This window comes from Cohnella sp. 56, assembly GCF_037963805.1.
Classification (GTDB): domain Bacteria; phylum Bacillota; class Bacilli; order Paenibacillales; family Paenibacillaceae; genus Cohnella.
Genome location: NZ_JAZDQE010000017.1, coordinates 124,071 through 149,318 on the forward strand (window position 1 = coordinate 124,071; position 25,248 = coordinate 149,318).

The 25,248-nt window shown below is 62.3% G+C and carries 21 protein-coding genes; all 21 read left to right on the top strand.

From position 1 onward, the window contains the following. Nucleotides 1-178 precede the first annotated feature (178 nt). The 21 genes from VQ071_RS24290 to VQ071_RS24390 all read left to right on the top strand — a co-directional run bounded on the left by VQ071_RS24290 (nt 179) and on the right by VQ071_RS24390 (nt 24,995). The gene (locus tag VQ071_RS24290; RefSeq protein ID WP_340516835.1) at nt 179-1,135 is read left to right on the top strand and encodes a glycosyltransferase family 2 protein; all 957 of its coding nucleotides are present in this window, start codon (nt 179-181) and stop codon (nt 1,133-1,135) included. Continuing rightward, nucleotides 1,132-2,358, top strand: a complete 1,227-nt coding sequence (locus VQ071_RS24295) for a hypothetical protein (protein ID WP_340516836.1) — start codon at nt 1,132-1,134, stop codon at nt 2,356-2,358. Before VQ071_RS24290 ends, VQ071_RS24295 begins: the two co-directional genes overlap by 4 nt. Continuing rightward, on the top strand, nt 2,324-3,043 hold the full coding sequence (locus tag VQ071_RS24300) for a glycosyltransferase family 2 protein (RefSeq protein WP_340516837.1): 720 nt from the start codon (nt 2,324-2,326) through the stop codon (nt 3,041-3,043). Before VQ071_RS24295 ends, VQ071_RS24300 begins: the two co-directional genes overlap by 35 nt. A 13-nt stretch (nt 3,044-3,056) precedes the next feature. Further along, the gene (locus tag VQ071_RS24305) at nt 3,057-3,782 is read left to right on the top strand and encodes a sugar phosphate nucleotidyltransferase (protein ID WP_340516838.1); all 726 of its coding nucleotides are present in this window, start codon (nt 3,057-3,059) and stop codon (nt 3,780-3,782) included. A gap of 56 nt (nt 3,783-3,838) precedes the next feature. Beyond that, entirely contained in the window at nt 3,839-4,780 is a 942-nt protein-coding gene (locus tag VQ071_RS24310) for a GT-D fold domain-containing protein (protein ID WP_340516839.1), read from the top strand. A gap of 40 nt (nt 4,781-4,820) precedes the next feature. Continuing rightward, nucleotides 4,821-6,212, top strand: a complete 1,392-nt coding sequence (locus tag VQ071_RS24315) for a glycosyltransferase family 2 protein (protein ID WP_340516841.1) — start codon at nt 4,821-4,823, stop codon at nt 6,210-6,212. Between the two features lie 224 nt (nt 6,213-6,436). Further along, nucleotides 6,437-6,724, top strand: coding sequence for a nucleoside-diphosphate sugar epimerase (locus tag VQ071_RS24320; protein WP_340516842.1), 288 nt, complete (start codon nt 6,437-6,439; stop codon nt 6,722-6,724). 31 nt (nt 6,725-6,755) lie between these two features. Beyond that, entirely contained in the window at nt 6,756-7,094 is a 339-nt protein-coding gene (locus VQ071_RS24325; RefSeq protein ID WP_340516843.1) for a restriction endonuclease subunit S, read from the top strand. Next, on the top strand, nt 7,091-7,516 hold the full coding sequence (locus VQ071_RS24330) for a hypothetical protein (protein WP_340516844.1): 426 nt from the start codon (nt 7,091-7,093) through the stop codon (nt 7,514-7,516). Before VQ071_RS24325 ends, VQ071_RS24330 begins: the two co-directional genes overlap by 4 nt. 579 nt (nt 7,517-8,095) lie before the next feature. Beyond that, a complete protein-coding gene (locus VQ071_RS24335) occupies nt 8,096-9,280 on the top strand; it encodes an S-layer homology domain-containing protein (RefSeq protein ID WP_340516845.1) in 1,185 nt (394 codons plus the stop codon). 884 nt (nt 9,281-10,164) lie between these two features. Then, nucleotides 10,165-15,447, top strand: coding sequence for a hypothetical protein (locus VQ071_RS24340; protein WP_340516847.1), 5,283 nt, complete (start codon nt 10,165-10,167; stop codon nt 15,445-15,447). Between the two features lie 230 nt (nt 15,448-15,677). After that, a complete protein-coding gene (locus VQ071_RS24345) occupies nt 15,678-16,796 on the top strand; it encodes a CgeB family protein (RefSeq protein WP_340516849.1) in 1,119 nt (372 codons plus the stop codon). After that, nucleotides 16,789-17,928, top strand: a complete 1,140-nt coding sequence (locus VQ071_RS24350; RefSeq protein WP_340516850.1) for a CgeB family protein — start codon at nt 16,789-16,791, stop codon at nt 17,926-17,928. Before VQ071_RS24345 ends, VQ071_RS24350 begins: the two co-directional genes overlap by 8 nt. 24 nt (nt 17,929-17,952) lie before the next feature. Further along, nucleotides 17,953-19,542, top strand: coding sequence for a glycosyltransferase family 4 protein (locus VQ071_RS24355; RefSeq protein ID WP_340516851.1), 1,590 nt, complete (start codon nt 17,953-17,955; stop codon nt 19,540-19,542). 4 nt (nt 19,543-19,546) lie between these two features. After that, on the top strand, nt 19,547-20,638 hold the full coding sequence (wecB, locus tag VQ071_RS24360) for a non-hydrolyzing UDP-N-acetylglucosamine 2-epimerase (protein ID WP_340516853.1): 1,092 nt from the start codon (nt 19,547-19,549) through the stop codon (nt 20,636-20,638). Further along, nucleotides 20,631-21,614 carry an SDR family NAD(P)-dependent oxidoreductase gene (locus VQ071_RS24365; protein WP_340516854.1) on the top strand — a complete coding sequence of 328 codons (984 nt, stop codon included), beginning with the start codon at nt 20,631-20,633 and terminating at the stop codon, nt 21,612-21,614. The genes wecB and VQ071_RS24365 overlap by 8 nt, the downstream gene beginning before the upstream one ends. After that, complete coding sequence (locus VQ071_RS24370) at nt 21,611-22,549, top strand: dTDP-4-dehydrorhamnose reductase family protein (RefSeq protein ID WP_340516855.1); 939 nt, start codon at nt 21,611-21,613, stop codon at nt 22,547-22,549. The genes VQ071_RS24365 and VQ071_RS24370 overlap by 4 nt, the downstream gene beginning before the upstream one ends. Continuing rightward, on the top strand, nt 22,525-23,580 hold the full coding sequence (locus VQ071_RS24375; RefSeq protein ID WP_340516856.1) for an NAD-dependent epimerase/dehydratase family protein: 1,056 nt from the start codon (nt 22,525-22,527) through the stop codon (nt 23,578-23,580). The genes VQ071_RS24370 and VQ071_RS24375 overlap by 25 nt, the downstream gene beginning before the upstream one ends. A gap of 42 nt (nt 23,581-23,622) precedes the next feature. Next, a complete protein-coding gene (locus VQ071_RS24380) occupies nt 23,623-24,360 on the top strand; it encodes a glycosyltransferase family 2 protein (RefSeq protein WP_340516862.1) in 738 nt (245 codons plus the stop codon). A gap of 77 nt (nt 24,361-24,437) precedes the next feature. After that, nucleotides 24,438-24,641 (top strand): hypothetical protein, encoded by a 204-nt coding sequence (locus VQ071_RS24385; protein ID WP_340516857.1) that lies wholly within the window; start codon nt 24,438-24,440, stop codon nt 24,639-24,641. Between the two features lie 165 nt (nt 24,642-24,806). Next, nucleotides 24,807-24,995, top strand: coding sequence for a hypothetical protein (locus VQ071_RS24390; protein ID WP_340516858.1), 189 nt, complete (start codon nt 24,807-24,809; stop codon nt 24,993-24,995). Nucleotides 24,996-25,248: the final 253 nt, after the last annotated feature.

Below are 25,248 nucleotides of genomic sequence, written 5' to 3' on the forward strand. Positions count from 1 at the left end.
CAACATCAAGTCTAGCGGGCAGGTACCGGTAATTCATCCGGTGCCTGCTCTCTTTGTCGTCGGCCGCAGGTGCGGTATGCGCGTGTAGGGGCTGCTGCCTCATGTACATGCGCCGTTGCGGATGGACACGTTGCACATAAGATGTCCTGTACACTGCTGCCTGACTGGAGGGGATTCGATGAAGGAACGAACCGGCAGCGGCAGAATCGCCCGAACCGGGCGCATGCGGCCGGCTGCGCGCCGGAAGCGGTCGGTTCCTGGCAGCGCGGCCAAGGCGAGGGCGAGGGCGAGGCATCGATCCGGGTGGAGCGCGGCGGTGCGGCCTCCAAACGTCGGGCCCGCGGCGATCGAGAGCGGCGACGCGGCTGCGCGTGGGACAGGCGCCTGCGGAGAGGCGCCCTGGCGCCCGCCGGCCGTATCGGTCATCATCCCGGTGATGAACGAGAGGCGGACGCTGGCCCGCGTCATCCGCGAGGCTTTTCGCATCCATCCGCGAACGGAGGTCATCGCCGTGCTGAACGGCTCGACGGACGGCTCTCTCGGGATCGCCAGAGCGAGCGGCGCGCGCGTGCTCGTATTCGATCGGCCGCTCGGACACGATGTCGGGCGCGCCATCGGCGCGCGGGAAGCCGCCGGGGATGCGCTTTTGTTCATCGATGCCGATATGGTCATACCCGCAGCCAGGCTGCGGCCGTTCACGGATGCGATCGCCCGGGGGACGGATGTCGCACTCAATGATTACTCGGGGCCGCGGAGCAAGTCTGTCGTCCATCATGTCATCCTGGCGAAGCATGCGCTGAACGCGCTGCTCGGCAGGCCGGATCTCAAGGGCGCGTCGATGACGGCCGTGCCTCATGCGATCAGCCGCCGCGCGCTGTCCGCGGTCGGCGCGGAGGCGCTGGCGGTGCCGCCGCTCGCGATGACCAAGGCGCTCCATGCCGGCCTGAGCGTCAGGCGGGTGCGGCATGTCGACGTGGGCTCGCTCAATCGGATGCGGATGAAGCGCGAACGTGTCGCCTCGCTCGAGCCGCTCATCATCGGCGACCATCTCGAGGCGATCGGCTGGTGGCTGAGACGCGATGAGCGCGGCCAGTCGCCGGCGCAGGCCGCAGTCGGCGGAGGTGACGGCGCATGAGACGAGGCACATCGGCCGGACAATCCGGCACAGGCGCAAGGAGCGGCGGCAGGCGCACGGACTCACCCGCGGCCTCACTAGCTCGCCGCCGTGCGCGCGGCAGAGCGGGCACACGGGCGAAGACGCGCGCCGCGGCGCTGCGGCACAACAAGCGGACTCACCCGCCGAACGCGGCGGGCGCTCATGCCGGCACGCGTATGCGCAGCCGCGAGGATCGGGCAGGCGGCCCGGACAACGCGCATTGGATGCGCGCAGGCGCGGCCGACGGGGCCGCCTGGCGTGCCGCTCATCCTGAGGGGAGCGAAGCGCAGCTGAGAGACGACGCGCACCGGATGTGGCGGGACAGAGCCGATCGACTGCTTGCGAACGCGGGCAGGCCGCTGCGGCAACGGCTGCAGCGGTACGGCTCGGCCTATGCGGCGGGCATCGGGCAGGGCTGCGGTATGGAGGTCCGGTTCGAACCGTTGCTGCTGAACGGCTCGGCGTCGGCCGTCGTATATGCGGCGGCCGGCGCCGAGCGGCTGGCAGCCGTGCTGGACGAACTGGCATTGCTGCCGCTCGAGGAGATCGTCGTCGTGCTGGACGACGCGGCGCCGCAGCCGTGGGCCGAGGCGCTGCTCCGCCGTCCGCGCATCGTAGCCGCCTACGCGCCCGGCGTCTATGCCGATCCCCATGCGGCGCGGGCCGCGGGTGCCAGGCTGACGGGCGCCGACACGGTGCTGTTCGCGGACGGCGCCGGACCGTGCGCTGCCCGGCAGCTCGGCCTCCTGCTGCAGACGGCGGACGCCGAAGCGGACGTCGCCCTGAGCGACCGGACGGCTCGCGAAGGGCTGTTCGACCGCAGGAGCGAGGCAGCCTGGCTGCGGGAGTTCCTCAACGTATCGCTCGGAAAGCCGGAGCTGCGGACCAATGCGATCGGGAGCGTGCCGTACGCGCTCAGGCGGCGTGCGCTCGACGCGATCGGGCCGGAGACGCTGGCGATGCCGGCCAGAGCGCAGGCGGCGGCGCTGCTCGCGGGATTGCGCGTAGCGGTATGCGGCGGCGTCCCCTCTGCGGGAGAAAAGGAAACAAGCGAAGCTGCCGCGCGCATGCATGCGGCGGCGTGGCGGGATTGTCTGACGACGCGGGAAGCACGGCTGCGGTTCCCGGACCGCAACCGGAACCGGAAGGCGATAGGGGGCGGAGCCGATGGAACGGACGACTGTCATCATATTGGGCGCTGAAATCCTGTCCGACCTGAAGCGTGTCCTGGTGGCCGTTCGCGCGGAGCCGGCAGTTCGGCCTGAACCGGTCGTGATCGCCGCAGGCAGAGCGGCCGACACGATCTCCTGGTGTGCGGGCAACGGCGTATCCTGCATCGCGATCGGGAGCGAGACGGGCTTCGCGGAAGCCTGCAACAAAGGGATGCGGTTCGCCACATCGGGCAAGATCGTCCTGTTGGCGGCGGATGCGCCGGTTCGACCGGGCTGGCTCTCCCTGCTGGCTTCTCGCATCGGAGCGGCCGGCAGCGGCGATGTCGCGGCGGTGTCCTCCGCATCGGCGACCCCCGCATCGGCGCACCCGAATGAAGCAGAGGGCGTCCCGGACGGGACCGTCGCGTCCGGCGCCGGCATCTCGGGCGCATGCCTCGCGCTGACGCGTCGGGCGATGGAGCGCGTCGGACTGCTGGATGCCAGGTTTCGCAGCGGCAGCTGGGCCTTCGCCGACTATGCGCTGAGGGCAAGGCTGCACGGATGCGGCGTGCAGCTGTTCCGTGAACGGGATATCGCGTCGGCCGCGCTCTGCGAACCGCCCTGCAGCACGCTGCTAAGCGTGTCGCCGCAGACGGGCGGACCGTCCGATGCGGCGTTGCCGGACCGCCGTTTTTTTGCAGAGAAGTGGAGCATGAACGCATTTGCCTTAATCTGAGGGAGGGGTTGCCTTGAAAGCCGTACTATTGGCCGGGGGCTCGGGAACGCGACTGAAGCCGCTGACTTACTGGACCAACAAGCATCTGCTCCCGGTGGGCAGGTATCCGATGATCTGCTACGGCATCGCGAGGCTCCGCGAAGCGGGGGTACGGGATATCGTGCTGGTCACAAGCCGCAGCTCGCTCGGAGACTTCGTCGAGGTGCTCGGCAGCGGGAGGGACTGGGGGGTCTCGATCGTGTACCGGGTGCAGGAGGAAGCAGGAGGCATCGCGCAGGCGCTCGAGCTAGCCAGACCGCTGCTGGCTCCCGGCGAGAAGTTCGCGGTGCTGCTCGGCGACAATTTGTTTGCCCAGTCCATAGCGCCCTATATCCAGGACTTCGGCCGGCAGCAGGACGGCGCGATGGTGCTGATCTACCCGGTGGACGACCCGCAGCGCTACGGCGTGCCCGAAGTGGATGAAGCCGGCGGCAAGATCGTTCATATCGAGGAGAAGCCGTCGCAGCCGTCGTCCTCCTATTGCGTGACGGGGCTCTACCTGTATCACTCGGACGTATTCGACATTATCGACGGCATCCAGCCGTCGCAGCGGGGCGAGCTGGAGATTACGGATGTGAACAACGCCTATGCCCATGCGGGCAAGCTGACGTACCGCGAGTTGAGCGGCTGGTGGACCGATGCGGGCACGTTCGAATCGCTTGAGGAAGCGTCCGCGAAGCTGAAGGGCGTCTTGCCGTGAGAAGGCAGGGCCGGGCGCGAAGCGGAGCTGCGAGGAAAAAAGCGCGGCCGGCAGGAGTGCGCAACAGATGGCGCGGCAAAAGAGGCGCATCGCTCTCCAAAGGGAGAAGCAGGCGCCCCAAGGCCGGCTTGTCCCGAAGCGTCGAAGCCGGGCAAGAGAAGGACCGCGAGCGCCCGGGTTACGACGAGGGATACCGGGACGGTCTGTACGACGGCGGCGAGCGCTGGCTGGAGGCCGCGCTGCCGGGCGACCGGATCGTCCCCGACATCACGGTGGCGGAGGCGATCGCCGCAGGTGTGCCGCATGTGCTCGCGCGCAGCGTCCGGCTGCTCGGCGCCGAGGAGATCTGCGCTGAGCTGGAGGAGGCGCTGACGGCGGGCCGGGCTTACAGCCTGGTCCGGCTCGGAGACGGCGAGCTGCTCACGCTGTCCCAGGATACGCTGCGGCCGGCGGAGGAGATCGCGCGGCTGAGTCCGTTTCTGTCCTATGCAGGCGTCGATGCGCCGGACGGCGCGGCGCGGGACGCGCTTGCCGCCGCGCTGCGGGAGGCGACGACGGTCGGCGTGCCGCTGTCGAGGCGGCCCAACTATCAGCCGCTGCTGTTCGAGGCGCTGAGGCGCAACGGCGTACGGCCCGAAGCGCTGCGCATGACGAGCTCGACGATCAATTATGCGCTGCACGAATCGGGTCTGCTCATGCGGCTGCTGTCAGGCAGGCGCGTGACGCTCGTAGGCAACAGCGCAGAGGCGCTGGCCCGCGCGCTGCGCGCCGAAGGCATCGACGTCGTTCATACGGTCGTGCCGGTGAACGGCTTCGCGGACCACGACAGCGCGGTCGAACGGGCGGCGGCCGTGCCGTTCGATCTGGCGCTCGTGTCCGCGGGCATCGCGGCGGTGCCGATCTGCGTCCGGCTGGCGGCGCGCACGGGCAAGGCGGCGATCGACTTCGGACATATGGCCGACAGGCTCGGCGGGGTATCGCCCCCCGCTGTCGGATGAGCGGCAGGCAAGAGCCGCCGCGAGAGGAGGCGGGAATCGAATGGGAAAATCGCAAACGGATGCCGGAAGGCGGCTGCGCCGGACCGGCAGGCGAGGGCGTGCGGGCGCTTCCGGATTGCCCGCCGGAAGGGCCAAGGCCAGCGGCGCACATGGCTATCAGACCGGCTACGGCAACGGTTATCGGGAAGGCGTTCAGGCGGGCCTGCAAAGTTTCGATACGCTTTTCGAGGGCACCAGCATCATCATCCCTACCTACAATCAGCACGATCTGCTGCGGCGCTGCATCAGCAGCATTTTCCGCCATACGGAGCCTTCCTATGAGATCATCGTCGTAGACAACGGCTCCACCGACGGGACTGCAGACTACCTCGGCTCGCTTGGCGGAGCGGTCAGATTCCGCATCCTGGAGCGCAACATCGGGTTCGCGGGCGCCTGCAACGTCGGCCTGATGATGGCCAAGGGACAGACGCTGATGCTGCTCAACAACGATACGCTCGTCACCGAGAACTGGCTGGACAATTTGCTGATCTGCCTGAACAGCGAGCCGGACATCGGGCTGGTCGGGCCGATGACGAACTTCATCAGCGGCGAGCAGCAGATGGCCGTGCCTTATACGGATATTCACGATATGCAGTCGTTCGCTGCGGACTTCAACCGCTCCGATCCGGCGCGCTGGCGGGAGACCGAGCGACTCGTCGGTTTTTGCGTGATGATGCGCCGGGAGCTGTTCCTGCGGATCGGCTACCTGGACGAAGGCTTCGAGCTGGGCAACTTCGAGGACGACGATCTGAATATTCGTGTCCGGCTGCTCGGACAGCGGCTCATGATCGCGGGAGACACGTTCATCCATCACTACGGCAGCGTGAGCATCCGGGCGCTCGGCGACGGATTCAGCCGCATCCATTCGGCCAACGAGCGCTACTATCTGGACAAATGGCGGGGCTGGCAGCAATGGGCGGTCGTCGGAGGCGCCGCGCAGGAGCGGCTCGGCGAGCACGGCTCGCTCGGACTGAACGAATGGTTCCCGAGCGGTGTCGCCGTGCAGGCGGCCGATGCCAGCGTCTATTGGATCGAGGACGGGCAGCGCAGATTCGTGACGGGCGTGCTGCCCTTCGCGGCCGTGCGCGTCTCCCGCATCGATCTTCGCCGATGGCCGGTCGGCTCGCCGATCTCCGCGGAGGAGGCAGCCGCGCGCTGGAACGGCGAAGGTGCTGGCGCGGTCGGCGGCCGGCGCTGCAGCGTGGCGCTGCTGCCTGACGGGACCGCCTACCATCTGGAGGGAGACACGATCCGGCGCGTGCTCGGCCCGGCAGCGCTCAAAGGCTGGAATCTCCATCTCAAGCCGCTGGCGGAAGTGCCGGCGGATGCGCTGGCAAGCTTGCGCCAGGGCCCCCCGATCATTGCGCCGCTGAAGCTGCTTCAGGCGCTGTAGGTCAGACTGGGCGAGCCGGGTCAACCGGCTCGCTTTTTTGATGCGCATTCCCCGCTCCCGGCACGCTGTATCCGCTTCTACTCGCCGTCTGCCAACGCGAGCGCATCTCCTTTCCGACGGAACAGGGTCTGATCCTGTGGCAAACGGACAGCGTAAGCATAAGATGATGAAGGCATGAAACGTCGGCAACCGGCATGTACTATACCAGAGGCGGTGGGGCATCCATGCAGAACCTGTTGACCGAAGTGGCGGTCCATCTGTCCCATTCCCATCAGCATATGGCGCGTATTCTGGAGGCGAAGCGCCAGGTGACGGTGCGCATGTCCCAGATGGTGACGGCCATACCGGATCATCATCCCGAGCTGAACGGTCTTGACGGCTTGATGGAGGGCTCTTCGGACGTAACCAAGAACATCATCGCCTATGTCGTCGGACTCGCCGACATGCACGAAGCGCTCGCGGACAGTCTCGAGCAGATCGTGAAGGCGGCGAACATACCGGACGAGGAATAACGGCTTTTTGGGCAAGGAAGGAGAATGGGCGATGACAAGAGAAGAAGCCTATTACAATACATTGAACGCAATCGCCAAGATGCAGTGGAACATGGCGATGATCCTCGAAGCCAAAGCCTTCGAAGCGGAAAAGGTGCGCAACTGGCTGTGCATGCATGTGACGACCGATTCGATCCCGGATCATGCGTCGAATCTGTCAACGTCGCTCAAGTTCCACGAGCAGAACGTCGAGCTGATCGAGGGCCTGACGAAGCTATGCCAGGGCATGAACCGGAGCATGAAGACGATCCTGTCGCCGGGAGGAGACGAGGACGATGGCGGCCTCTCCGGATTGCTCGGCGGCTTCGGGGGCAGCGATTCTGACGGATGAGCAGGCTGAACGCGGAGTGGGAAGCCAAGCTCGCGATGCTGAAGGCGATCGCGCGCAGCCAGGAGGCGCTGGCGCGGCTGCTGGAGAGCGCGGCCGATGTGAGCGCGGCGGGCTTGGGCGTCTTGGGCGCAGCGGGCAGGCGTGCAGGCGGCGGGGGCGGAACCTGCGCGGATGCAGACGCGGTGCTTGCAGCCGGCGCTGGTGCCGCAGCGGTGCACGCTCCCGGTAACCCCGCCGCGGCAGTGCTTCGCGAGCATGTGCGCGTGCTGTCCGGTCTGCAGGCGGCGATCGCGGACAATGTGGCGGGCATTTCCTGGCGCCCGCCCCGCGAGGGCGTCCCGGCAGAGCCGTGGCTGCTGCAGGCGGCAGCCGTGCGGTTAACGGTTGTGCAGGAGCCTGCAGGTGCCGTCCGACGAGGTTGAAGCGGCTGCGGCTGGCGGATGCCTGACTTGACGATATGCAGCTTCGTATACGGTTGAAGCGATGAGTGCAGGGGGGAGCAGGATGGACATATTGGCAGTGCATGCGCTGCGGAAAAGACGCGCAAAGCGCGTTCGAAGCGGGCGGACGACAAGCAGGAAGAGCGGGGCCAAGCGGAGAGTCGGTGCAGCGAAACGAACGGCAGTCGGCTCCAATCGGCGCCGTGCCGGTCGGACGAGAACGCGCCGACGCAGCTCTGCGGTTAGGGAAGTCAGCTTCAACCAGGCGTACAATGAAGGCTACAACGCCGGTTTTGCCAAAGGCTTCGAGGACGGTCATCAGCTCGGTTACGATCAGCAAATTTAGTGTGCGCACAAGATAGAATTGTTAGAAATGGACTATTGACGAAATTTGCCGGACGAATGTATACTATCCAAAAATAGGATATCTAGATGCGAGGAAGCACCCGCAGACGAAAAAGACGTCTCTCGTGCTTCCCTTTTTTATGGAAAAAAGTGTAAACAAAGCAAAATAACGCTTTGGTGGGACATGAACTAAATACGTGAAACGGGGGATTTGTAATGCTGCGGAAGATCGAATGGATGAAAAAAATGGGACTGACGTCGAGGCTGGTATGGGTATCCGTTATCTTAACGGCGGCCTTGCTGCGGACTGCATCCGTATACGGAGCATCCGAGCCAGGCGGAGTATCGGGCGGACAAGCCCTTGTCGCCCTCACGGTGCCGCTTAAAGACATTGCGGGGCATTGGGCCAAGGCCGCGATCGAGACCGCGGTCGACAAGGGCTACGTCAAGGGCTATCCGGATGGCACGTTTAAACCGGGCAAAGAAGTTACACGCGCAGAATTCGTGAAGATGGCGGCAGACTCGCTGCATTTGCCGGTAGACGCTGCGGCGGCGGGAGCCAAGTGGTACGCGCCGTATATCGCTGCATTGAAGGATGCGGGCATGCTCGCGGACAGCGACCTCGGCGCCGGCTGGGACGGCAAGATGAACCGGACCGAGATGGCCAAGCTGCTGACGCGCGGCTCGGACGATTCGGTCCGCGGCAAGAAGCTGGCGGATGGCGAAGCGCTGTACAAAGCTGTTAGCGCAGGACTCATCGGCGGCCTGCCGGACGGCACCTTGAACGAAAAAGGCACGATGACGCGGGCCGAGGCCGTGACGGTCATCGAACGCCTGGCGACCGTGCGGGGCGGCGGCAAGCTGACAGCCGACAAGTATGCGCTGCAAAATGCGGCCATCTTGTACAAGGGAACGAATCTGGAGGAAGCCTGGGGCGTGAAGCCGGTTGCGCTGCCGTCGCTGCTTGATCTTGATCCGCGCGTCGATCTGACGCTGAACAAGATGATTATCATTGACCTGGACGACCCGAAGTCTCCGATGCGGAGTAAGTTTAAAGGTCTAGAATCGAAAACTGAAGGTGGCATGCTGACTAAAGACTATTACATTATTGCCTATAATTTCACGTTGGAAAATAAGAAAGAACAAGCAAGAAATATGTGGAATATTTTCGCTGGAAAAATAATTCCTTCTATTTCAGATTGGAATTACGGTGTGGTTTATCCGGATGAAAAAGTTTTTACCCATTTACCGACGATCTGGCTTGATGAAATCACGAAAGTAAATGGTTGGTACCTTGTTTCTATTCGTAAAAATATTGCAGAAAAGTATCCTGAACGGAAGATGCCTCTATTTATTACTTATCGCGGTACGCTTATCTGGCTTGGCGAACGCAATAATTAAGGAGTGATTGCATGAGAAAGCTTTTAGCATTGCTGATGCTACTGGCATTATTTACAGACTTTATGCCCGTTGCTCCTAATTCTGCGAGTGCTGCATCGTCCAACACACAGACGCTACAACTTAACTTCGGAGCATTTGCAAATCAAAGAGTGCAGCCAGGGAAAAATATATACTACTTTGCAACGCCGACCCTTGATATTAAGGTGCCAACTTATTCAGGACGAAAAGTAACTAGTTACTCGCTAACGTTTAATGGATCTACCAAAACGATTAGCAACCCGAATGATACTTCGATTAAAAGCGGATATATTGACTTGAAGAGTTTAGCAGGGAAGCCTGAGAAAGTGTTTGGTTCAGCTGGCTCTTATCACTCTTACTACGTGGATAGGACCTCTGACGGTAAACGATGGAGGGTCGGAGCCACACATCCATTAAACGGCAGATTCTATCGTTTTGAGTTTTCTCCAGTATCCGGAACAGGATGTATATCAGGAGGTATATCAAATTGTCCCGGACAGATCCCGGCTACAGTGACCAATTTAGATGGAGGTACTTATAACGCTTCAGATATTTCGCCTTGGCGCTACAGCAATGGTGACTCTCTATCGACGTCCTACAAGGTTCCCGCAGTTGAGAACATGTATCTAAATAACTCCAAATCCGGCTTACGGGTGCCTTGGAATGCGATCTCATCATGCAGTTTGAAAATTACCGGAGCCAGGACAGATGATAGAAATATTCAGATAATGGAAGTTGGTCCAGGGAAAGAATGCGGTACAGGCAAGTTAGTTGCCAAGCGTAGTCTTAATCTCGACGCTAAAGAAGGAATAGACTACGTTCGTACCAGCACCGGCTCCGGAAAATCCGAACAACGCAACTACCTCATGACCTTCGACACCGATTGGGAAGCCCTCACCTACGCCTACGAAGGCAGCATCACGATCAACTACGAACCGCCGACGACAACGCCGAATCCTGGATTTTCCGGTGACTTCGAGATCCTACCGGACACCACGCTTACATACGGCGATACGTTCAAGCTCCATCCGAAGGACATCACGACGACCGGCAGCTGCACGTTCCAATCGATCAAGTTCAGGATCGAGCGTGACGGCAAGGTGTACACCGGCAGTGCGATCGCGAGCAAGACAACGGACGATGTGTACACGCTGGCCAAGTATCCGTTCGTCATGGCTGCGGGCGGTTCGCACGACGTATACATGCAGATCAACACGAGCTGCGGCAGCGATTGGATTGGGCCACAGGAGCTGTACCTGATGGGAGCAGGTACTGGCGGCGGGGGAACGACGCCTACGCCAACCCCGACACCAACTCCAGGACAGAATCACCCGCCGACAGCGACGATCGCCTGGGTGAAGCCGGGCACGACGACACCGGTTAGCATTGTGGGCGTTGGCAGCAAGGTGGACCTGGTCATCACCAGCATGAGCGATCCAGACTATCCGGACGATTGGGTGGACGTCGATCATTGGGACTTCACCGGCAGCACGAACTGGCTGAAGACCGTACCGGACAGCTTTGGAGGCAATATCAAGCAGAATGGCTACTCCAACGTTACAGCCGGTGAGATCGGCCAGCATAAGGTCGCGCTGACCGTCAAGGACTTAAAGGGCGCGACGTATACAGCATATGCGACGCTGAACGTGGCTGACTCCAAGCCCGTGGCCGTCATCAGGGGGCCATCCACCGTCATAGAGGGCCGGCCGCTGCCAGAGACATACAATGGGGCCCTATCCTATAGCTCGATCGGACTCAAGATTGTAGATTACTTCTGGACGAACGTGCAGACCAAGTACATGACACCCGGCACCGAGACGATCACGCTGAAGGTCAAGGACGAGGAAAATCATTGGTCGGACGTCACGTCGAAGCAACTGAATGTCCTGCCGGACCAGCCGCCGATCGACACGCTCGCCGTTCCGGAGCAAGGCACACGGCTGGGCAGCGTCACGATCCAGAGCGGCGCTTATAGCCCGGACTACGACAATATCGTATCGCACAAAATTGAAATGAAATACGACGCCGGCAATGACGGATTCGCGAATGACGCCTGGCAAACTGTCGTGAATGGCAACGGTGACGCGGACAGCTACACATTCACGCCAAGCCGTGTCGGCAAGTATCTGTTCCAGGAAACGGTCTGCGAGGATTGGGGACGCTGCGGCAATACAAACAGCCAGCCGGAAGCGCAGCGGACGCTGAATGTGACGAACCTGGCTCCTGTCGCCAACGTCAAAACGGAGTCGGACGTTTTAGAGCCATCTGCTCCGACACCGATATTGATGGCCGATCTTTTTAACAATGGGCGATTTTTTAATCTCTCGAACGGGAACGTCGGGGACAAGAGTTCTTGGAAGCTGGAGAATGGCGTCCTCAAATCAAAAGTTTTAAAGCCGCTGGCGAATGCCGCCAGCCCTCATCGGTCAATGATCGGGAATTATGAAGATAGCGGTAGATATACGACTAACGGGACAATGCTCATTCGTGGTACGAATGATTTCGAAGCGTATTCTACTTTTGGTTTAGAAAACCCGGTACAAATGCCTTTCGCCAGCATGCAAAGTGCCCCATCGTTTTCGCAGATGTGGCTCCCCATAGACGGACCGATCATAGGTAGAGCTTCTGACGAAAAGTATACTTATATTGCGACCAGGCCCAGTATGTCGACCGGCACGCTATACGCATTCGATAAAGCTTTTAACCTGAAGTGGAGCAAAGCAATGCCGAATGCGTTTTACATCGAAGGTGAAATAAGCAGAGCTAACTACGTCACTATATCCAGTACGCGGCTCTTGATACACAATGGGCGGCTATATGTGCAGATGAACGATTGGAATGACTCCTACAAAATATGGATCCAAGCATTAGACCGGGATAGTGGCAACCTTATTGCACAGACCAGCTATAGTTGGCTTACAAATTTCGTAGGCAATATGTCGGGCGAAAGTCAATTGGTTGGATTATCGGATGGCGTAGAGGCTGGCGGCAACAAGTTCGATTTTAATCTCAATCTACTGTTTAATAGTTCGTCCATATCTAATCGCGGCGCTTTTAAAAATATATCACAGACCGGGTACGCGCTCGCAAACCAAGGATATCTTCAGCCCGTCTACTTGTTGAACACGCGTAATATGCAGTATATGGGCGGTCCTATTGCGCAATACAATCAGCTTATTCCGCTCGGCTTCGACCCGGCCGGCAATGCCGTCAATTATAGTTCGACAGAAAATGTGATTCTGAAGGTAGCACCGAATGGAGTTGTCACCAAAAAGGCGCTGCCTCAAAGCGAGATGCACTATTACTTTATAGCACTCGGCATGGATGCAAACGGGAATGTATGGTTTCAGGACAGCTTGGATACCACATACAATGTCGAGGCACAAACCTCACTTGTCGTGTTTGATCAAAACGGAACACTATTGAAGCGTATGTTTCCGTTTACGGATGCGAGGATCCATATCGATTACATGTTCGTTGGGGCGGATAATCTCGTCACGCTTATGGGTGCAGATAATATAGCTCGGATAAAGGGCGGTGGCACCTACAAAGTCCATTATAGCGTTATCGATCCAAACAACTATTCTGTCGTCGTCAGCGGTGTAACGCCGGATATGGAGCGCAATCGTGTGCCTTCATGGATTGAGCCGGTCGGTGACCAAGCATTTATGGTCGAGTACGCCGATTCGATTGCCAACGGCAACGTGCAATATTTGTTAAAAACGACAGGTGCAGTTCGCTATCCGAAAACGATCGATGTGGGCGAGTCTGCACCTACACTCATTACCGGACAGCAGGTAGCTGCGAATCAGACACTCAAAGCCAGTCTGAAGGCGGCGGCGCCGGATGGGAGAGGTACCGGTATCGCTTTCCGCATTCGGGATGATCGCAATTACTACAGTGTGGAATGGGAAGCCAATGAGCTGCGCGTGAAGAAGACGGTGAACGGCAGCGCGAGTATCGTCTGGAACAAGTGGTATCCGATGGTGGCGAACCAGGTCTATGATGTGAAGATTGTGCCGGGAGACAATACGTTTGACGTCTACGTGAACCGGATACTGCAGGCGACGATCATGGAAACGCAATGGACGGACGGCAAGTTTGGTATTATCAATCGAAGCCAGCAGGACGTCTCGTTCCTCGGCGCATCGGTCGAAGCAGTGCCGGCTGCTTACGGCAAGATCGAGGGGATAGCGCTCGTTGGACAGCAGGTGAACTATTCCTTTTCATACAACGATGAAGAGAACGATCCGCAGCTTACGGCGGGCAATACCTGGATCTACAATCATAATCCGTACGTCTTACTCCAGCCGCAAGGCGTCGCTTCGTTTAGCGGACAGACGCTCGGGGCTCCGGTCACGACGTTCAGTATGGCGGGGGATTACAGTTTCACATACCGGACCAAGGATGATCCGCAACCGGAGCATCGATATCCTGACGGTGCATTTAACAGCTATCGGAAGGATTCGAACGCAGTTGCCGGAACGATCCGGGTGCATCGTCGTCCAATCGCAGACTTCGGGGCGACCTGGAACGGCAATGGCACGATTACGTATACGGATGCTTCTTACGATCCGGATCGCTACAATCCGGCGAACGGCAGCTATTCGACCGAAGCTACGGGCATCAATTATCAGACAACGCGCGGCGTGCTGGAATACCGGTATCGGTACCGCGCGGCCGGCAGCACGGCGTACATCGAGCAGAAGCCGACGAAGCTGTTCGGCGGCACTTATGTGATCGAGCTGTCCGTACGCGACGAGTACAATGCCTGGTCGGAATGGGCGACGCAGACGATCGTTGCCGGCGGCTCCGCACCGCTGCCGCCGAATCCCGGATTTACGATCGCGCCGACGACGCAATACCGGTTCACGAACGTAACGATCAATTCGACGGCGAGCGATCCGCAGGACGGCACGCGTGAGAACGTCGAGCATGCCTACTACATCCAGAACTTGACGACAGGCGGTCCTGAGTCGCTGCAGAGCGACGTACGTACGAGCTGGACGAAGCAATTTAATACGCTTGGCGTGTTCCAGGTGCGGCAGGTGGTCATCAACAGCTTTGGCCTCTACGCGGAGACGTCGCGGAATGTATCGATCGTCAATCGCAAGCCTGTCGTAAACATCACGGAGCCGGCCAGCGCGAATGCGGCCGCGCCGACGATGTACAACACTTTACGACCGACGATGAAATGGACTTACAGCGACGCGGACGGTGACGAGGAAAAGCAATATCAGCTGCACTTCTATAAAGCGGACGGAACGTTTTACCGGGATTCGGGAGAGCTGCCCGGAGCGGCTCTTTCCTGGACGCCGCCTACTGACTTCGCGGACGGTACGACCTACTATGTGTACATCCGCGCTTCGGACGGGATGGACGGCTCGGATGGCTGGAGCGGCTGGGCAGGACCGCGCTTTTTCAGAATCGAGACGAACAAGCCGCCGACGGCAGACTTCTCCTGGACGCCGACACCTGTATGGGAAGGCGATCAGATCAAGCTGGTGCCGACGGTATCCGATCCGGATGGCGACGTGCTGGACGTCAGCTTCGAGACGGAGTCGCCGACCGGCGCGAAGCGGACATATCGCGAGCAGCGAGCGCCTCCGTACGCGGGTGCAGGTCCGACGTTCGCAGCGGACACGCCAGGCATATGGAAGGTCCGGCTCTCGGTCAGCGACGGCAAGGCGCCGGCCGTGGTCGTCGCCAAGACGATCTCTGTCGCACCGCTCGGCGTATCGGGAAGAGTGCTGCACACACAGGCATGGGAGGAAAACCGGCAGCGCTACAATTCGGATCATCCGGGCAAGGAGCGTCCCGCGAACTGGTTCTGGGCGGGAGAACGCTTCGTGCTGGAGGCATCGGCTACCGACACCGGCATTTCCGGCACGAAGGCGGCGGCGGTCACGGCAGAAGCCGGGCCGAAGCTGAAGGCGGCGCTCAAAGCCGTCAATTCAAGCCGGCCGATCGAGTGGAAGGGCGGGATCGGCACCGATGAATACGGCAGCCCGCTCGAGGCGCTTCCTGAAGGCGATTATTCGTTCGTCTTCACGGCAGTCTATACGAACGGCGTCGTCAAGCAGGCGACGGTGGTCGTCCATGTCTCGGATACCGTAAAAAAATATGTCAACGTACACCGCATCCAATAGATACTTTTGCAGGCAGCTGCGAGCAGGAAAACCCGCTCGCGGCTGTCTTTTTGTTGCGAGCGCGGCATGCGCTGCCGTCGCTGGTGACTTGTCCGGGGCCGAATGCCCCGAATTGGCGCTTGCGGATGGATATGCGTCCACGTCCTGTCCGAGAGAGGCGCATATATTGTATCCGGGTGATGATCATGCCGTACAAGCGCGGGCACAAATTCCGGCGGGGCCGCAGACGAATGCGGTCCGGGCCGAACGCAGCGGATGGCCGCAAGCAAGGCTGGCTAGAGGGATGGAGGCTCGGCGCTTGCCGGCGGATCGAGGAGGATACGCCGCAGGCAGCCGTGCAGCGCCGACCATGGCGCGTGATGTATGTGCCGCAAGGCTTCGACGCGATCGACGAGGGCGTCGAAGCCGCGCTGGCCGAGACGGTGCATCTGATCGTGGCGCCGCAGGCGGAGATGCTGGCCTACGCGCTGCTGCATCGGCCGGACGCGATGCTGGTGATGAACGGTCTTCATACGTTTCCGGCGGATCAGAAGGAACAGGTCGAAGGCATTCGCAGGCTTGGCATCAAGACGGCGATCTGGTTCGTAGACGACCCTTACGTATCGGGGGATTCGGCCGAGATCGCGCCCAGCTACGATTATGTGTTCACGCACGAACGAAGCTGTGTGCCGCGATATGGGGAGCTCGGATGCGCGCAGGTGCATCACCTGCCGCTCGCGGCGCATCAGGGGCTGTTCAAGCCGATGCCCGTCACGGACGAATACAGGACGGACATCTGCTTCATCGGGGTCGCCTTCTGGAACCGTGTCCAGTTGTTCGACAGCATCGCCGATTATCTGAAGGACAAAAAGGTGCTCATCGCCGGCAGCCACTGGGACCGGATGAGCCATTACGGGCAGCTCTCGAAGTTCGTGCGCAGCGGGTGGATCGAGGTGCCCGAGACTGTCAAGTATTACAACGGCGCCAAGATCGTCATCAACATGCACCGGACGACAGAGCCGCTCAGCGACAACAAAAATACGCGGCACTGGGAAGGGCACTCGATCAATCCGCGGACGTTCGAGATCGCCTCCTGCGGCACGCTGCAGCTGACGGATCTGCGGCCGGAGCTGCCCGAGTACTACAGGGTCGGCCAGGAGATGGCGTCGTTCGGGAATCCGGGCGAGCTGGTCGAGATGATCGATTACTATCTGCGCAACGAGGAGGAGCGGCTGCGGGTAGCCGCCCGCGGCTACAAGCGGACGCGGTCCGAGCATACGTTCATCGGTCGGGTGGCGCGCCTGCTCGATACGATCGGACTCGGGGCGCCCGCGACGCAGCCCGCAGGGGAGGGAACGCCGCTTGGCTAAGATCAGCATTCGCAGACGGAGCAGCGCGACGACGGCAAGAAGGCGGAGACGGAGGCGGCCGGCGGGAGACGGCTTCAGTCTGGGCTGGCAGCACGGCTACTGGTACGGGAAATGCGAGTCGGTCGTGCAGCGGTCGGGGGTGCCTTTTTATACGCGTGATATGCATGTGCTCTTCATTACCTCGGGCAAAGGCTTCCCCTACAGTCCGCTCGATGAAGCGGTCGCGCAGACGCTCGGACTGCTGGCTTCGAGGCTGACCGTGCTGACGCCGAAGGACGATATCGTCGGCACCGCCGCCCGGGAGCGCCCGCAGCTCGCGCTCGTACTGGACGGATTGGACTTCCCGGTCGCTACGATCGATGCGCTGCGGGGAATCGGGATCCGAACCGCGATCTGGTTCACAGACGATCCGTACTACACCGAGGTGACGGCGAATCTGGCGCCGCACTACGATCTCGTCTTCACGCTCGAGCGCAATTGCGTGCCGTTCTACCAGGAGCGCGGCTGCGCCAACGTGCACTACCTGCCGCTCGGCGTGCATCCGGCCGATTACCGGCCGCGCAATCCGCGCATGTCCGTCAGGGGCGACATCTGCTTCATCGGCAGCGCCTACTGGAACCGGGTGCAGCTGTTCGAGGCGCTGCTGCCGCGTCTGTCGCACCGCAGCTTCAGGCTGTCCGGCCTCTGGTGGGACCGGTTGCCCGACTATGCGCGATGGCGCGACCGGATCGATCTCGGCAAATGGATGGGACCGGCGGAGACGGCGGAGCAGTACAATGCGCACAAGATCGTGATCAACATTCATCGCGCGCACGACGACAGCACCTTCAATCGCAATCTTTACAATATCCCGGCCGTATCGCCGAATCCGCGCACCTTCGAGATCGCGGCCTGCGGCACGCTGCTGATGAGCGACCACAGGGACGATCTGGCCTTGTTTTACACGCCGGGCGTCGAGATCGTGACCTACGAATCCGCGCAGGACATGGCCGACAAGATCGATTATTACCTTGCGCACGAGGAGGAGCGGCGGCAGATCGCGCTTAACGGTCTGCACCGGACGCTGCGGGACCATACGTATGTGTCGCGGCTGTCGCAGCTGCTGGATCTGGCATCGTACGTGCCGACATGACTTATTGGCAAAGGAGATGAGGGCGTGGCCGGAAGACCGAAGCTGCTACTATTCTCCCATCTCAGCGGCAGCGACGTGATGACGGGCGCCGAGAAGCTGTTCTTGCTGTTCATCCGCGAGCTTGCCGCACACTTCGACTGTTCGCTGGTCGTGCCGCAGGAAGGGGCGCTGGCGAGGCAGGCGCGCGGCGCCGGAATCGGCACGCTCGAGATGGATCTGCCGCTCAGCCTGGCGCTTTTCAGCGCATTGCCCGAGGTGGACGCGGAGGTCGGCGCCTTGCCGGCGCATCCGGCCTGGGAACCGCTCGTGTTCCTGCTGCTCCGCGAATCGCCCGACTACGTGTGGACGAATACGACTGTGCATCCGATGCCCGCGATGGCGGCGAAGGCGCTCGGCATTCCGACCGTCTGGTCGGTCATGGAGACGATGCGGCAGACGCCCTATCGTCCGCAGGCGGCTGCAATCGTCAGCTTGTATAGCGACCTGATCGTCGGCATCTCGGACAGTGTGCTCGAGCCTTATCGGGCGGCGGATATGAGCGGCAAGACGGCTGTCCTGCGCCCCTATGTCGAGCTGCTGGCACATGCGCCGGAACGTCTGCCGGAGATTCGCGCGAGGCAGCGCGCACGACTCGGCCTCCAGGACCATTCGTTCGCGGCCGGATTCGTCGCAGCCACGATCTATCCGAACAAAGGGCTGCTCGAATTCGTGCATGCGATGCTGCCGCTGATGAGGCAGCATCCGGACGTGCGCGCGTTGATCGTCGGCAAGCCGGTGGACGAAGCGTACGTGCAGTCCGTACGGGAATTGATCTGGCGCCAGGACCTCAGCGCCCGCTTCGTATGGATGGAGTTCCGGGAGAACATCGAGGAGATCTACGCGCCGATGGATGCGGTCGTCGTGCCGAGCATCGTGCCCGAAGGCTTCGGCATGACTGCGCTCGAGGGGATGATGTTCGGCAAGCCGGTTATCGCCTTCGCTTCGGGCGGACTGCGCGAGATTCTCGAGAGGGCGGAGGCCGGCGCCTGGCTCGCCCAGACGGGGCATGTGCAAGGGCTGACCGAACGGCTGCACATGCTGCTGAGCGATCCGGCGCTGCGGCTGTCGGTCGGCGCGCACAATGCGCGCATGGCGGCCGAGCGATTCAGCGTCCGGCAGTTCCGCGAGGCGCTCGGGCACTGGCTGCGCCGCCTGCCGCCGCCCGCCTCGCAGCAGCCGGCAGCGCCGCTGCCCGACATTCCGCAGGAAGGGCTCGTGCGCGGCGGAGGCGGCACCGTGTACTTGATTCAGCACGGCCGCAAGCGTCCGTTCGGTTCGCCGAAGGCGCTGCGCGATCACGGCTATCGCTTCGAGGACGTACGCGCCGTCTCCGATCTGGTCCTCGACCTGATCCCAGACGGCGAGGCGCTGCTTGAGTCCGCGCCGGCGAGACGCGCGCGGCGCCGGATCGTGCGCCGCCGGAGCCGCAGGCGGGGGCGTGCGCGAATCCGCGTAGCCCGCGGGACGCGCAGAATTCGCAGAGGCCGCATCCGCGCCTCGCGCAGAAGCAACGGCAAGCGCGGCGCAGGCCGCAGGCGGAGATCCGCATCAGTCAGAAAAAGGAAAGGAAGATGATGGCATGCGCGTCGTCACGATCCTGGGCACGCGGCCGGAGATTATCCGGCTCAGCCTGCTCACGCGCCTTCTGGACGATCTCGCGAGTCGTCACGTGATCGTGCATACCGGACAGAACTTTTCGCCCAGGCTGAACGATATTTTTTACGAGGAAATGGCGCTGCGGCAGCCCGACGTCCAAATCACAGCGCGCAAGGAGACGGTAGGGGGCCAACTGTCCGCGATGTTCGGCGCCGTCGAAGAGGTGCTGCTGCGCGAGCGGCCGGACCGCGTGCTGCTGCTGGGCGATACGAACAGCGCGCTGTGCGCGGTGCTCGCCGAGCGGCTCGGCTTCCCGGTCGTGCATATGGAGGCGGGCAACCGCTGCTTCGACCTGGCCGTGCCGGAGGAGAAAAACCGCCGCATCATCGACGCCGTATCGACCTCCAATCTTCCCTATACGGAGAACAGCAAGCAGAACCTGCTGCGCGAGGGCTTCCCGGTCGGCCGCATCTTCAAGACGGGCAATCCGATCTTCGAGGTGCTCGAGCACTACAAGCCGGATATCGATGCCAGCGATGCGCTCGAGCGGCTGCAGCTGCAGCCGGGCGGCTATCTGCTCGCCACGATCCACCGGGCGGAAAATGTCGACGATCCGTCGCGGCTGCGGGAGATCGTGACCGGACTCGGCATGGTCGCCGAGCAGCAGGGGCTGCGGCTCATCTGCAGCCTGCACCCGCGTACGCGCTCGCGCCTGACGACCGACATGGCGGAGCTGATTCACCCGCTGCTCGAATTTCACGAGCCGTTCGGCTTTTTTGATTTTGTGCAGCTGGAGCGCAGCGCGCGCTGCGCGCTGACGGACAGCGGTACGGTGCAGGAGGAGTGCTGCATCTTCCAGGTGCCGGCGGTGACGGTGCGGCGAACGACGGAGCGGCCGGAGACGGTCGATTGCGGGAGCAACATCGTGTCCGGCGTCGAGGCGCGCAGCATCGCGAGATCCGCGGAGGCGATGATCCGCCTCGGCGCGGGCTGGCAGCTGCCGGAGGGCTATGGGGACCGCAATGTATCTGCCAAGGTGGCCAAATACGTGCTTGGAGGGATATCGAATGTATGAAGGCAAACGCATCCTCGTGACCGGGGGCACCGGTTCGTGGGGGCACGAGCTGGTGCGTCAGCTGCTCGCGCTCGGTCCGAAGGAGATCATCGTTTACTCGCGCAGCGAGTCCAGCCAGGTGGCGATGAGCCGCGAGTTCGAGGACGACAGGCTTACGTTTTTTATCGGCGACGTGCGCGACCGGGAGGCGCTCTCCAAGGCATGCCAGGGCGTCGATATGCTGTTCCATCTGGCGGCGCTCAAGCATGTGCCCGTCTGCGAGATTCAGCCGTACGAGGCGCTCAAGACGAATGTGCTCGGCACGCAGAACGTGATCGAGGCGGCGATCGAGAACAAAGTGGATCGCGTCATCAACATCTCCACCGACAAGGCGGCGAATCCTTCCAACTTTTACGGCATGACCAAGGCGATCGGCGAAAAGCTCATCGTGTACGCGAACCTGCTGAAGTCGGATACGAAGTTCGTCTGCGTCCGCGGCGGCAACGTGCTGGGCACGAACGGCAGCGTCATCCATTTGTTCATGGACCATATTCGCAATCGCGGCCAGGTCAACCTGACGCACCGGGATATGACGCGGTTTTTCCTCACGCTGCAGGACGCGATCACTCTGCTGTTCAAGGCGGTGGAAGTCAGCGTGGGCGGCGAGATCTTCGTCATGAAAATGCCGACCTGCCGGATCGTCGATCTGGCCGAGGTGCTGATGAACGCCATGGGCAAGTCGGCGGACATCGTAGAGACGGGCGTGCGGCCCGGCGAAAAGCTCGACGAGATTCTGCTGACCGAATACGAGAGCCAGAGCACCGTCGAATACGACGACCAGTATCTGGTCATCCTGCCGACGCTCGAGCTCGAAGGCCTCAAGGCGCATTACGAGTCCTATCCCCGCGCCGAGCTGCACAGCTACAGCTCCGGGACGGGGCTTATGAACCATGAGGAAATCCGGCGCATGCTCGTGCGCGGGGGGTTCCTGCAATGAGGACGCTGGTGCTGGGCGGCGGCGGGATGGCGGGGCATGTCATCGCCGCGTATCTGCTGAAGCGCGCAGGACATGAGGTGACGGCAACCGTGCGCACGGCCGGGGATATCCCGGTCGTGCGGCAGGTATGCGGAGCCGGAGGCGGCGTGCAGGCCGACGCCTCCGGCAGCCGGGCCGAAGGCGCGGCCGCTGCCGGGCGGGGGCCGGCGCTGGACGTCCGCGTGCTGGATGTGCGGCGGTTCGAGCAGGTCGCCGATCTGGTCGCCGAGGTGCGGCCGGATATCGTCGTCAACGCCGTCGGCATCCTGAACCGGCAGGCCGAGGATTATCCGCTGGACGCCTACCTCGTCAACGGACTGCTGCCGCACTGGCTGCGGCATCTGTGCAAGCGCGAGGAGGCGCGGCTGATCCATATCAGCTCGGACTGCGTGTTCCTCGGGGATCGCGGCGGGTATGCCGAGGAGGAGCGTCCCGACGGCGTGACGGTGTACGCGCGCAGCAAGGCGCTGGGCGAGATCGCCGACCCGGCCTGCCTGACGCTGCGCACGTCCATCATCGGACCGGAGCTGCGGAGCCACGGAATCGGCTTGCTCAAATGGTTCCTCGGCAGCACGGGCAGCGTCCAGGGGTATGTCAACGTTCATTGGAACGGGGTAACGACGCTGGAGCTGGCCAAGGCGGTGGTATGGGCGATCGGGCATCCGGAGGCGGGCGGGATCGTGCATCTGACGGCGCCCGAAGCCGTTAGCAAGCATGAATTGCTCGGCCTGTTCGCCGAGGCATTCGACCGGCGGGACATCGTCATCGTCCCGGAGGCGGAGCCGGCGATCGATCGCACGCTGGCGCCGACGAAGAGCGGCTTCGGACACCGCCCGCCCGCCTATCCGCAGATGCTGGCCGAGCTGCGCCGATGGATGGACGGCGAAGCGGATTGATGCGGGCGCTGGTCACGGGCGCCGCGGGCTTCAGCGGCCGGCATGCGTGCGAGCGGCTGGCCGCCGAAGGCATGGACGTGACGGCGGTGCTGTCTCCGCGCGCCGGGCGGGCCGGCGAGCGCCGCCCGATCGCGGGCGCATCGCGCGAGCTGGTATGCGACCTGACGGACAGAACGGCCGTCAGATCGCTGCTGGAGCGGGCCCGCCCCGATGCCGTGCTGCATCTGGCGGGACACAACGCGGTGGACGAATCGTGGCGGGCGCCGGATCTCACGCTCGCCGCCAATCTGCTGTCCACCGTATACCTGCTTGAGGCAGCCCGTCCGATCGCGGGCTGCCGCATCGTCGTCGCCGGCTCCATGCTGAGTCCGCGGCCCGGCGAAGACCTGACGCGCACGCTGCATCCGTACGGCTTCAGCAAGGCGCTGCAGGTCACGGCCGCGCTCGCGTGGCATCACTGGTACGGCCAGCAGGTGATCGTCGCCGAGCCCTGCAATCTGATCGGGCCGGGCGGCAGCGCCGGCATCTGCGGCAAGATCGCGCGCTGGGCGGCCGCCTGCGAGCAGCGCTGCGCAGGCGGGGCTGCGCCGCCGGCGGCGGGGGGCGGGCCGGCCGCGGACGCTGCGAGTGCGGATGCGACTGTCGCGGGTGCCCCGAATGCGGGCGCGCCTGCCGCATCAGGTATGCTGCCCGCTCCGTTCCGGCTGTCCTCGCTGGACGAACGCCGGGACTTCCTCGACGTGCGCGATGCCGCGGCGGCCTATGCGCTGCTGCTGCGGCAGGGGGAGCCGGGCGTCGGCTATGCGCTGGAGTCCGGCACGCTGCGCAGTCTCGGCGAGGTCAAGGACGCCTTCGACAGGGCGAGTCTTGTACCGCTGCGCTGGGAGATCGGCGCGTCGGGCGCACCGTCGCCGCAGCCGCGAAGCGCGGGGGCCGTCCGCGGCCTCGGCTGGCGGCCGGAGATTCCGTTCGGGCGGTCGATCGCGGATACGCTTCAGTCGGAGCGCGAGCGGCTGGCAGGTCGCAGCTGACCGGATGACGATATGTATGGGGAGGAGGGCTTCGAATTGAGCGTGGACACGCCGAAGGTGACGGCAGTCATTCCTTTTTACAACGATCCGTATGTCGGGGAGGCGATTGAGAGCGCGCTGGCTCAGCGCATCGATGGGCTCGAGATCATCGTCGTCGACGACGGATCGACGCGCGAGGCGTGGCGCCTCGACCGGTACCGGGGCCGCATTCATGTACTCGGCAAGGCGAACGGCGGCACGGCAAGCGCGCTGAACCACGGCTTCCGGCTGGCGCGCGGCGAGTACGTCGCCTGGCTCAGCTCGGACGACCGCTGGCTGCCCGGCAAGCTGGCGCGGCAGATCGCGCATATGGAGCGGAGCGGTTCGGCGTTCAGCCATACCGCTTTTCGCTACATCGACGCCTCGGGCCAGCCGAGTGCGAAGCCGGTGCGGCTGGCCTACGGCAGCCCGTACGAGTTTTACCGCTCGCTGCTCGGCGCCAACGCCATCAACGGCTGCACGGTCATGCTGCGCAAGTCGCTGTTCGAACGGCTGGGCGGCTTCGACGAGCGGGCGCTGTATTCGCATGATTACGATATGTGGATGCGGGCGATATTGGCGGGTTATGCGCCCACTTATTTGAGTGAGGTGCTGACCGAGTACCGGCGGCATGACAGCATGGGCACCGTTCGCCACCAGGCCGAGGCGGTGCGGGAGTTCGAAGCGATGGCTGGCAAGTACAGGGGGAGCCTGGCGCGTCTGCTGGCCGCGCTCCGGCCGCCGGCCGGCAAGCACCGATGAGCGAAGCTGCGAATTAAGCCGTCCTGTCCGGGGAACGAGCCGGCAGGGCGGCTTGGCGTGCGGCGGGACGGGGCGCGATGAGCTGGCTGGGCAAGCTGCCGTCTGGCTTGGGCAGACTGGCGCAGGACAAGCGGGGCATGGACAAGCTTGGCATGGGCAAGCTGGGCATGGACAAGCTGGGCATGGACAAGCTTGGCATGGGCAAGCTGCCGCGTGCACAGGCGCCAATCCAAAACCTGCAACCGCGCAGGCTTTGGATGATGCGCCGCCAGAACGAATGAAAAGCCTGCGCAGCTGCAGGCTTTTCATTCATTCCGGCTCTAATTTAGTTCCCGGCGTCGAGAAAGATGTATGATTGCAGGAATTTGCTCTAAAAAGGGAACTTGGGGCACAAAAGGATGTACGGATGCAGGTTTGGAGGAGGTGGAGGTTTGGAAGTTTGGTGAGTGAGTATGATGGGTTTTGTGAGTATGGTGGATATGGTGGATATGGTGGATATGGTGGATATGGTGGATATGGTGGATTGGGTGGATTGGGTGGATTGGGTTAATTTGGTGAATTTGGTGAATTTGGTGGATTGGGTGGATTGGGTGGATTTGTGGGTTTGGCAGGTATGGTGGGTTTTGAAGGTTTGATATGGCGAGTTTGGCAGATATGACAGGTTTAACAGGGGGGGCAGGTTGGCGGGCATGCCCGGACAGCTCGACTGCCTGCGCTCCCTCGGCGGGTGCCGACGCAAAAGAGACGCACCGCGAGCCCAACGAGCCCAACGAGCCCAACGAGCCCAACGAGCCCAACGAGCCCAACGAGCCCAACGAGCCCAACGAGCCCAACGAGCCCAACGAGCCCAACGAGCCCAACGAGCCCAACGAGCCCAACGAGCCCAAC

Bases quoted from the DNA above. Each gene is read 5' to 3' on its own strand.
- VQ071_RS24290 (WP_340516835.1), top strand. From the start codon at position 179: ATGAAGGAACGAACCGGCAGCGGCAGAATCGCCCGAACCGGGCGCATG.
- VQ071_RS24295 (WP_340516836.1), top strand. From the start codon at position 1,132: ATGAGACGAGGCACATCGGCCGGACAATCCGGCACAGGCGCAAGGAGC.
- VQ071_RS24300 (WP_340516837.1), top strand. From the start codon at position 2,324: ATGGAACGGACGACTGTCATCATATTGGGCGCTGAAATCCTGTCCGAC.
- VQ071_RS24315 (WP_340516841.1), top strand. From the start codon at position 4,821: ATGGGAAAATCGCAAACGGATGCCGGAAGGCGGCTGCGCCGGACCGGC.
- VQ071_RS24320 (WP_340516842.1), top strand. From the start codon at position 6,437: ATGCAGAACCTGTTGACCGAAGTGGCGGTCCATCTGTCCCATTCCCAT.
- VQ071_RS24325 (WP_340516843.1), top strand. From the start codon at position 6,756: ATGACAAGAGAAGAAGCCTATTACAATACATTGAACGCAATCGCCAAG.
- VQ071_RS24330 (WP_340516844.1), top strand. From the start codon at position 7,091: ATGAGCAGGCTGAACGCGGAGTGGGAAGCCAAGCTCGCGATGCTGAAG.
- VQ071_RS24335 (WP_340516845.1), top strand. From the start codon at position 8,096: ATGCTGCGGAAGATCGAATGGATGAAAAAAATGGGACTGACGTCGAGG.
- VQ071_RS24340 (WP_340516847.1), top strand. From the start codon at position 10,165: ATGACCTTCGACACCGATTGGGAAGCCCTCACCTACGCCTACGAAGGC.
- VQ071_RS24345 (WP_340516849.1), top strand. From the start codon at position 15,678: ATGCGGTCCGGGCCGAACGCAGCGGATGGCCGCAAGCAAGGCTGGCTA.
- wecB (WP_340516853.1), top strand. From the start codon at position 19,547: ATGCGCGTCGTCACGATCCTGGGCACGCGGCCGGAGATTATCCGGCTC.
- VQ071_RS24365 (WP_340516854.1), top strand. From the start codon at position 20,631: ATGTATGAAGGCAAACGCATCCTCGTGACCGGGGGCACCGGTTCGTGG.
- VQ071_RS24370 (WP_340516855.1), top strand. From the start codon at position 21,611: ATGAGGACGCTGGTGCTGGGCGGCGGCGGGATGGCGGGGCATGTCATC.
- VQ071_RS24375 (WP_340516856.1), top strand. From the start codon at position 22,525: ATGGATGGACGGCGAAGCGGATTGATGCGGGCGCTGGTCACGGGCGCC.
- VQ071_RS24385 (WP_340516857.1), top strand. From the start codon at position 24,438: ATGAGCTGGCTGGGCAAGCTGCCGTCTGGCTTGGGCAGACTGGCGCAG.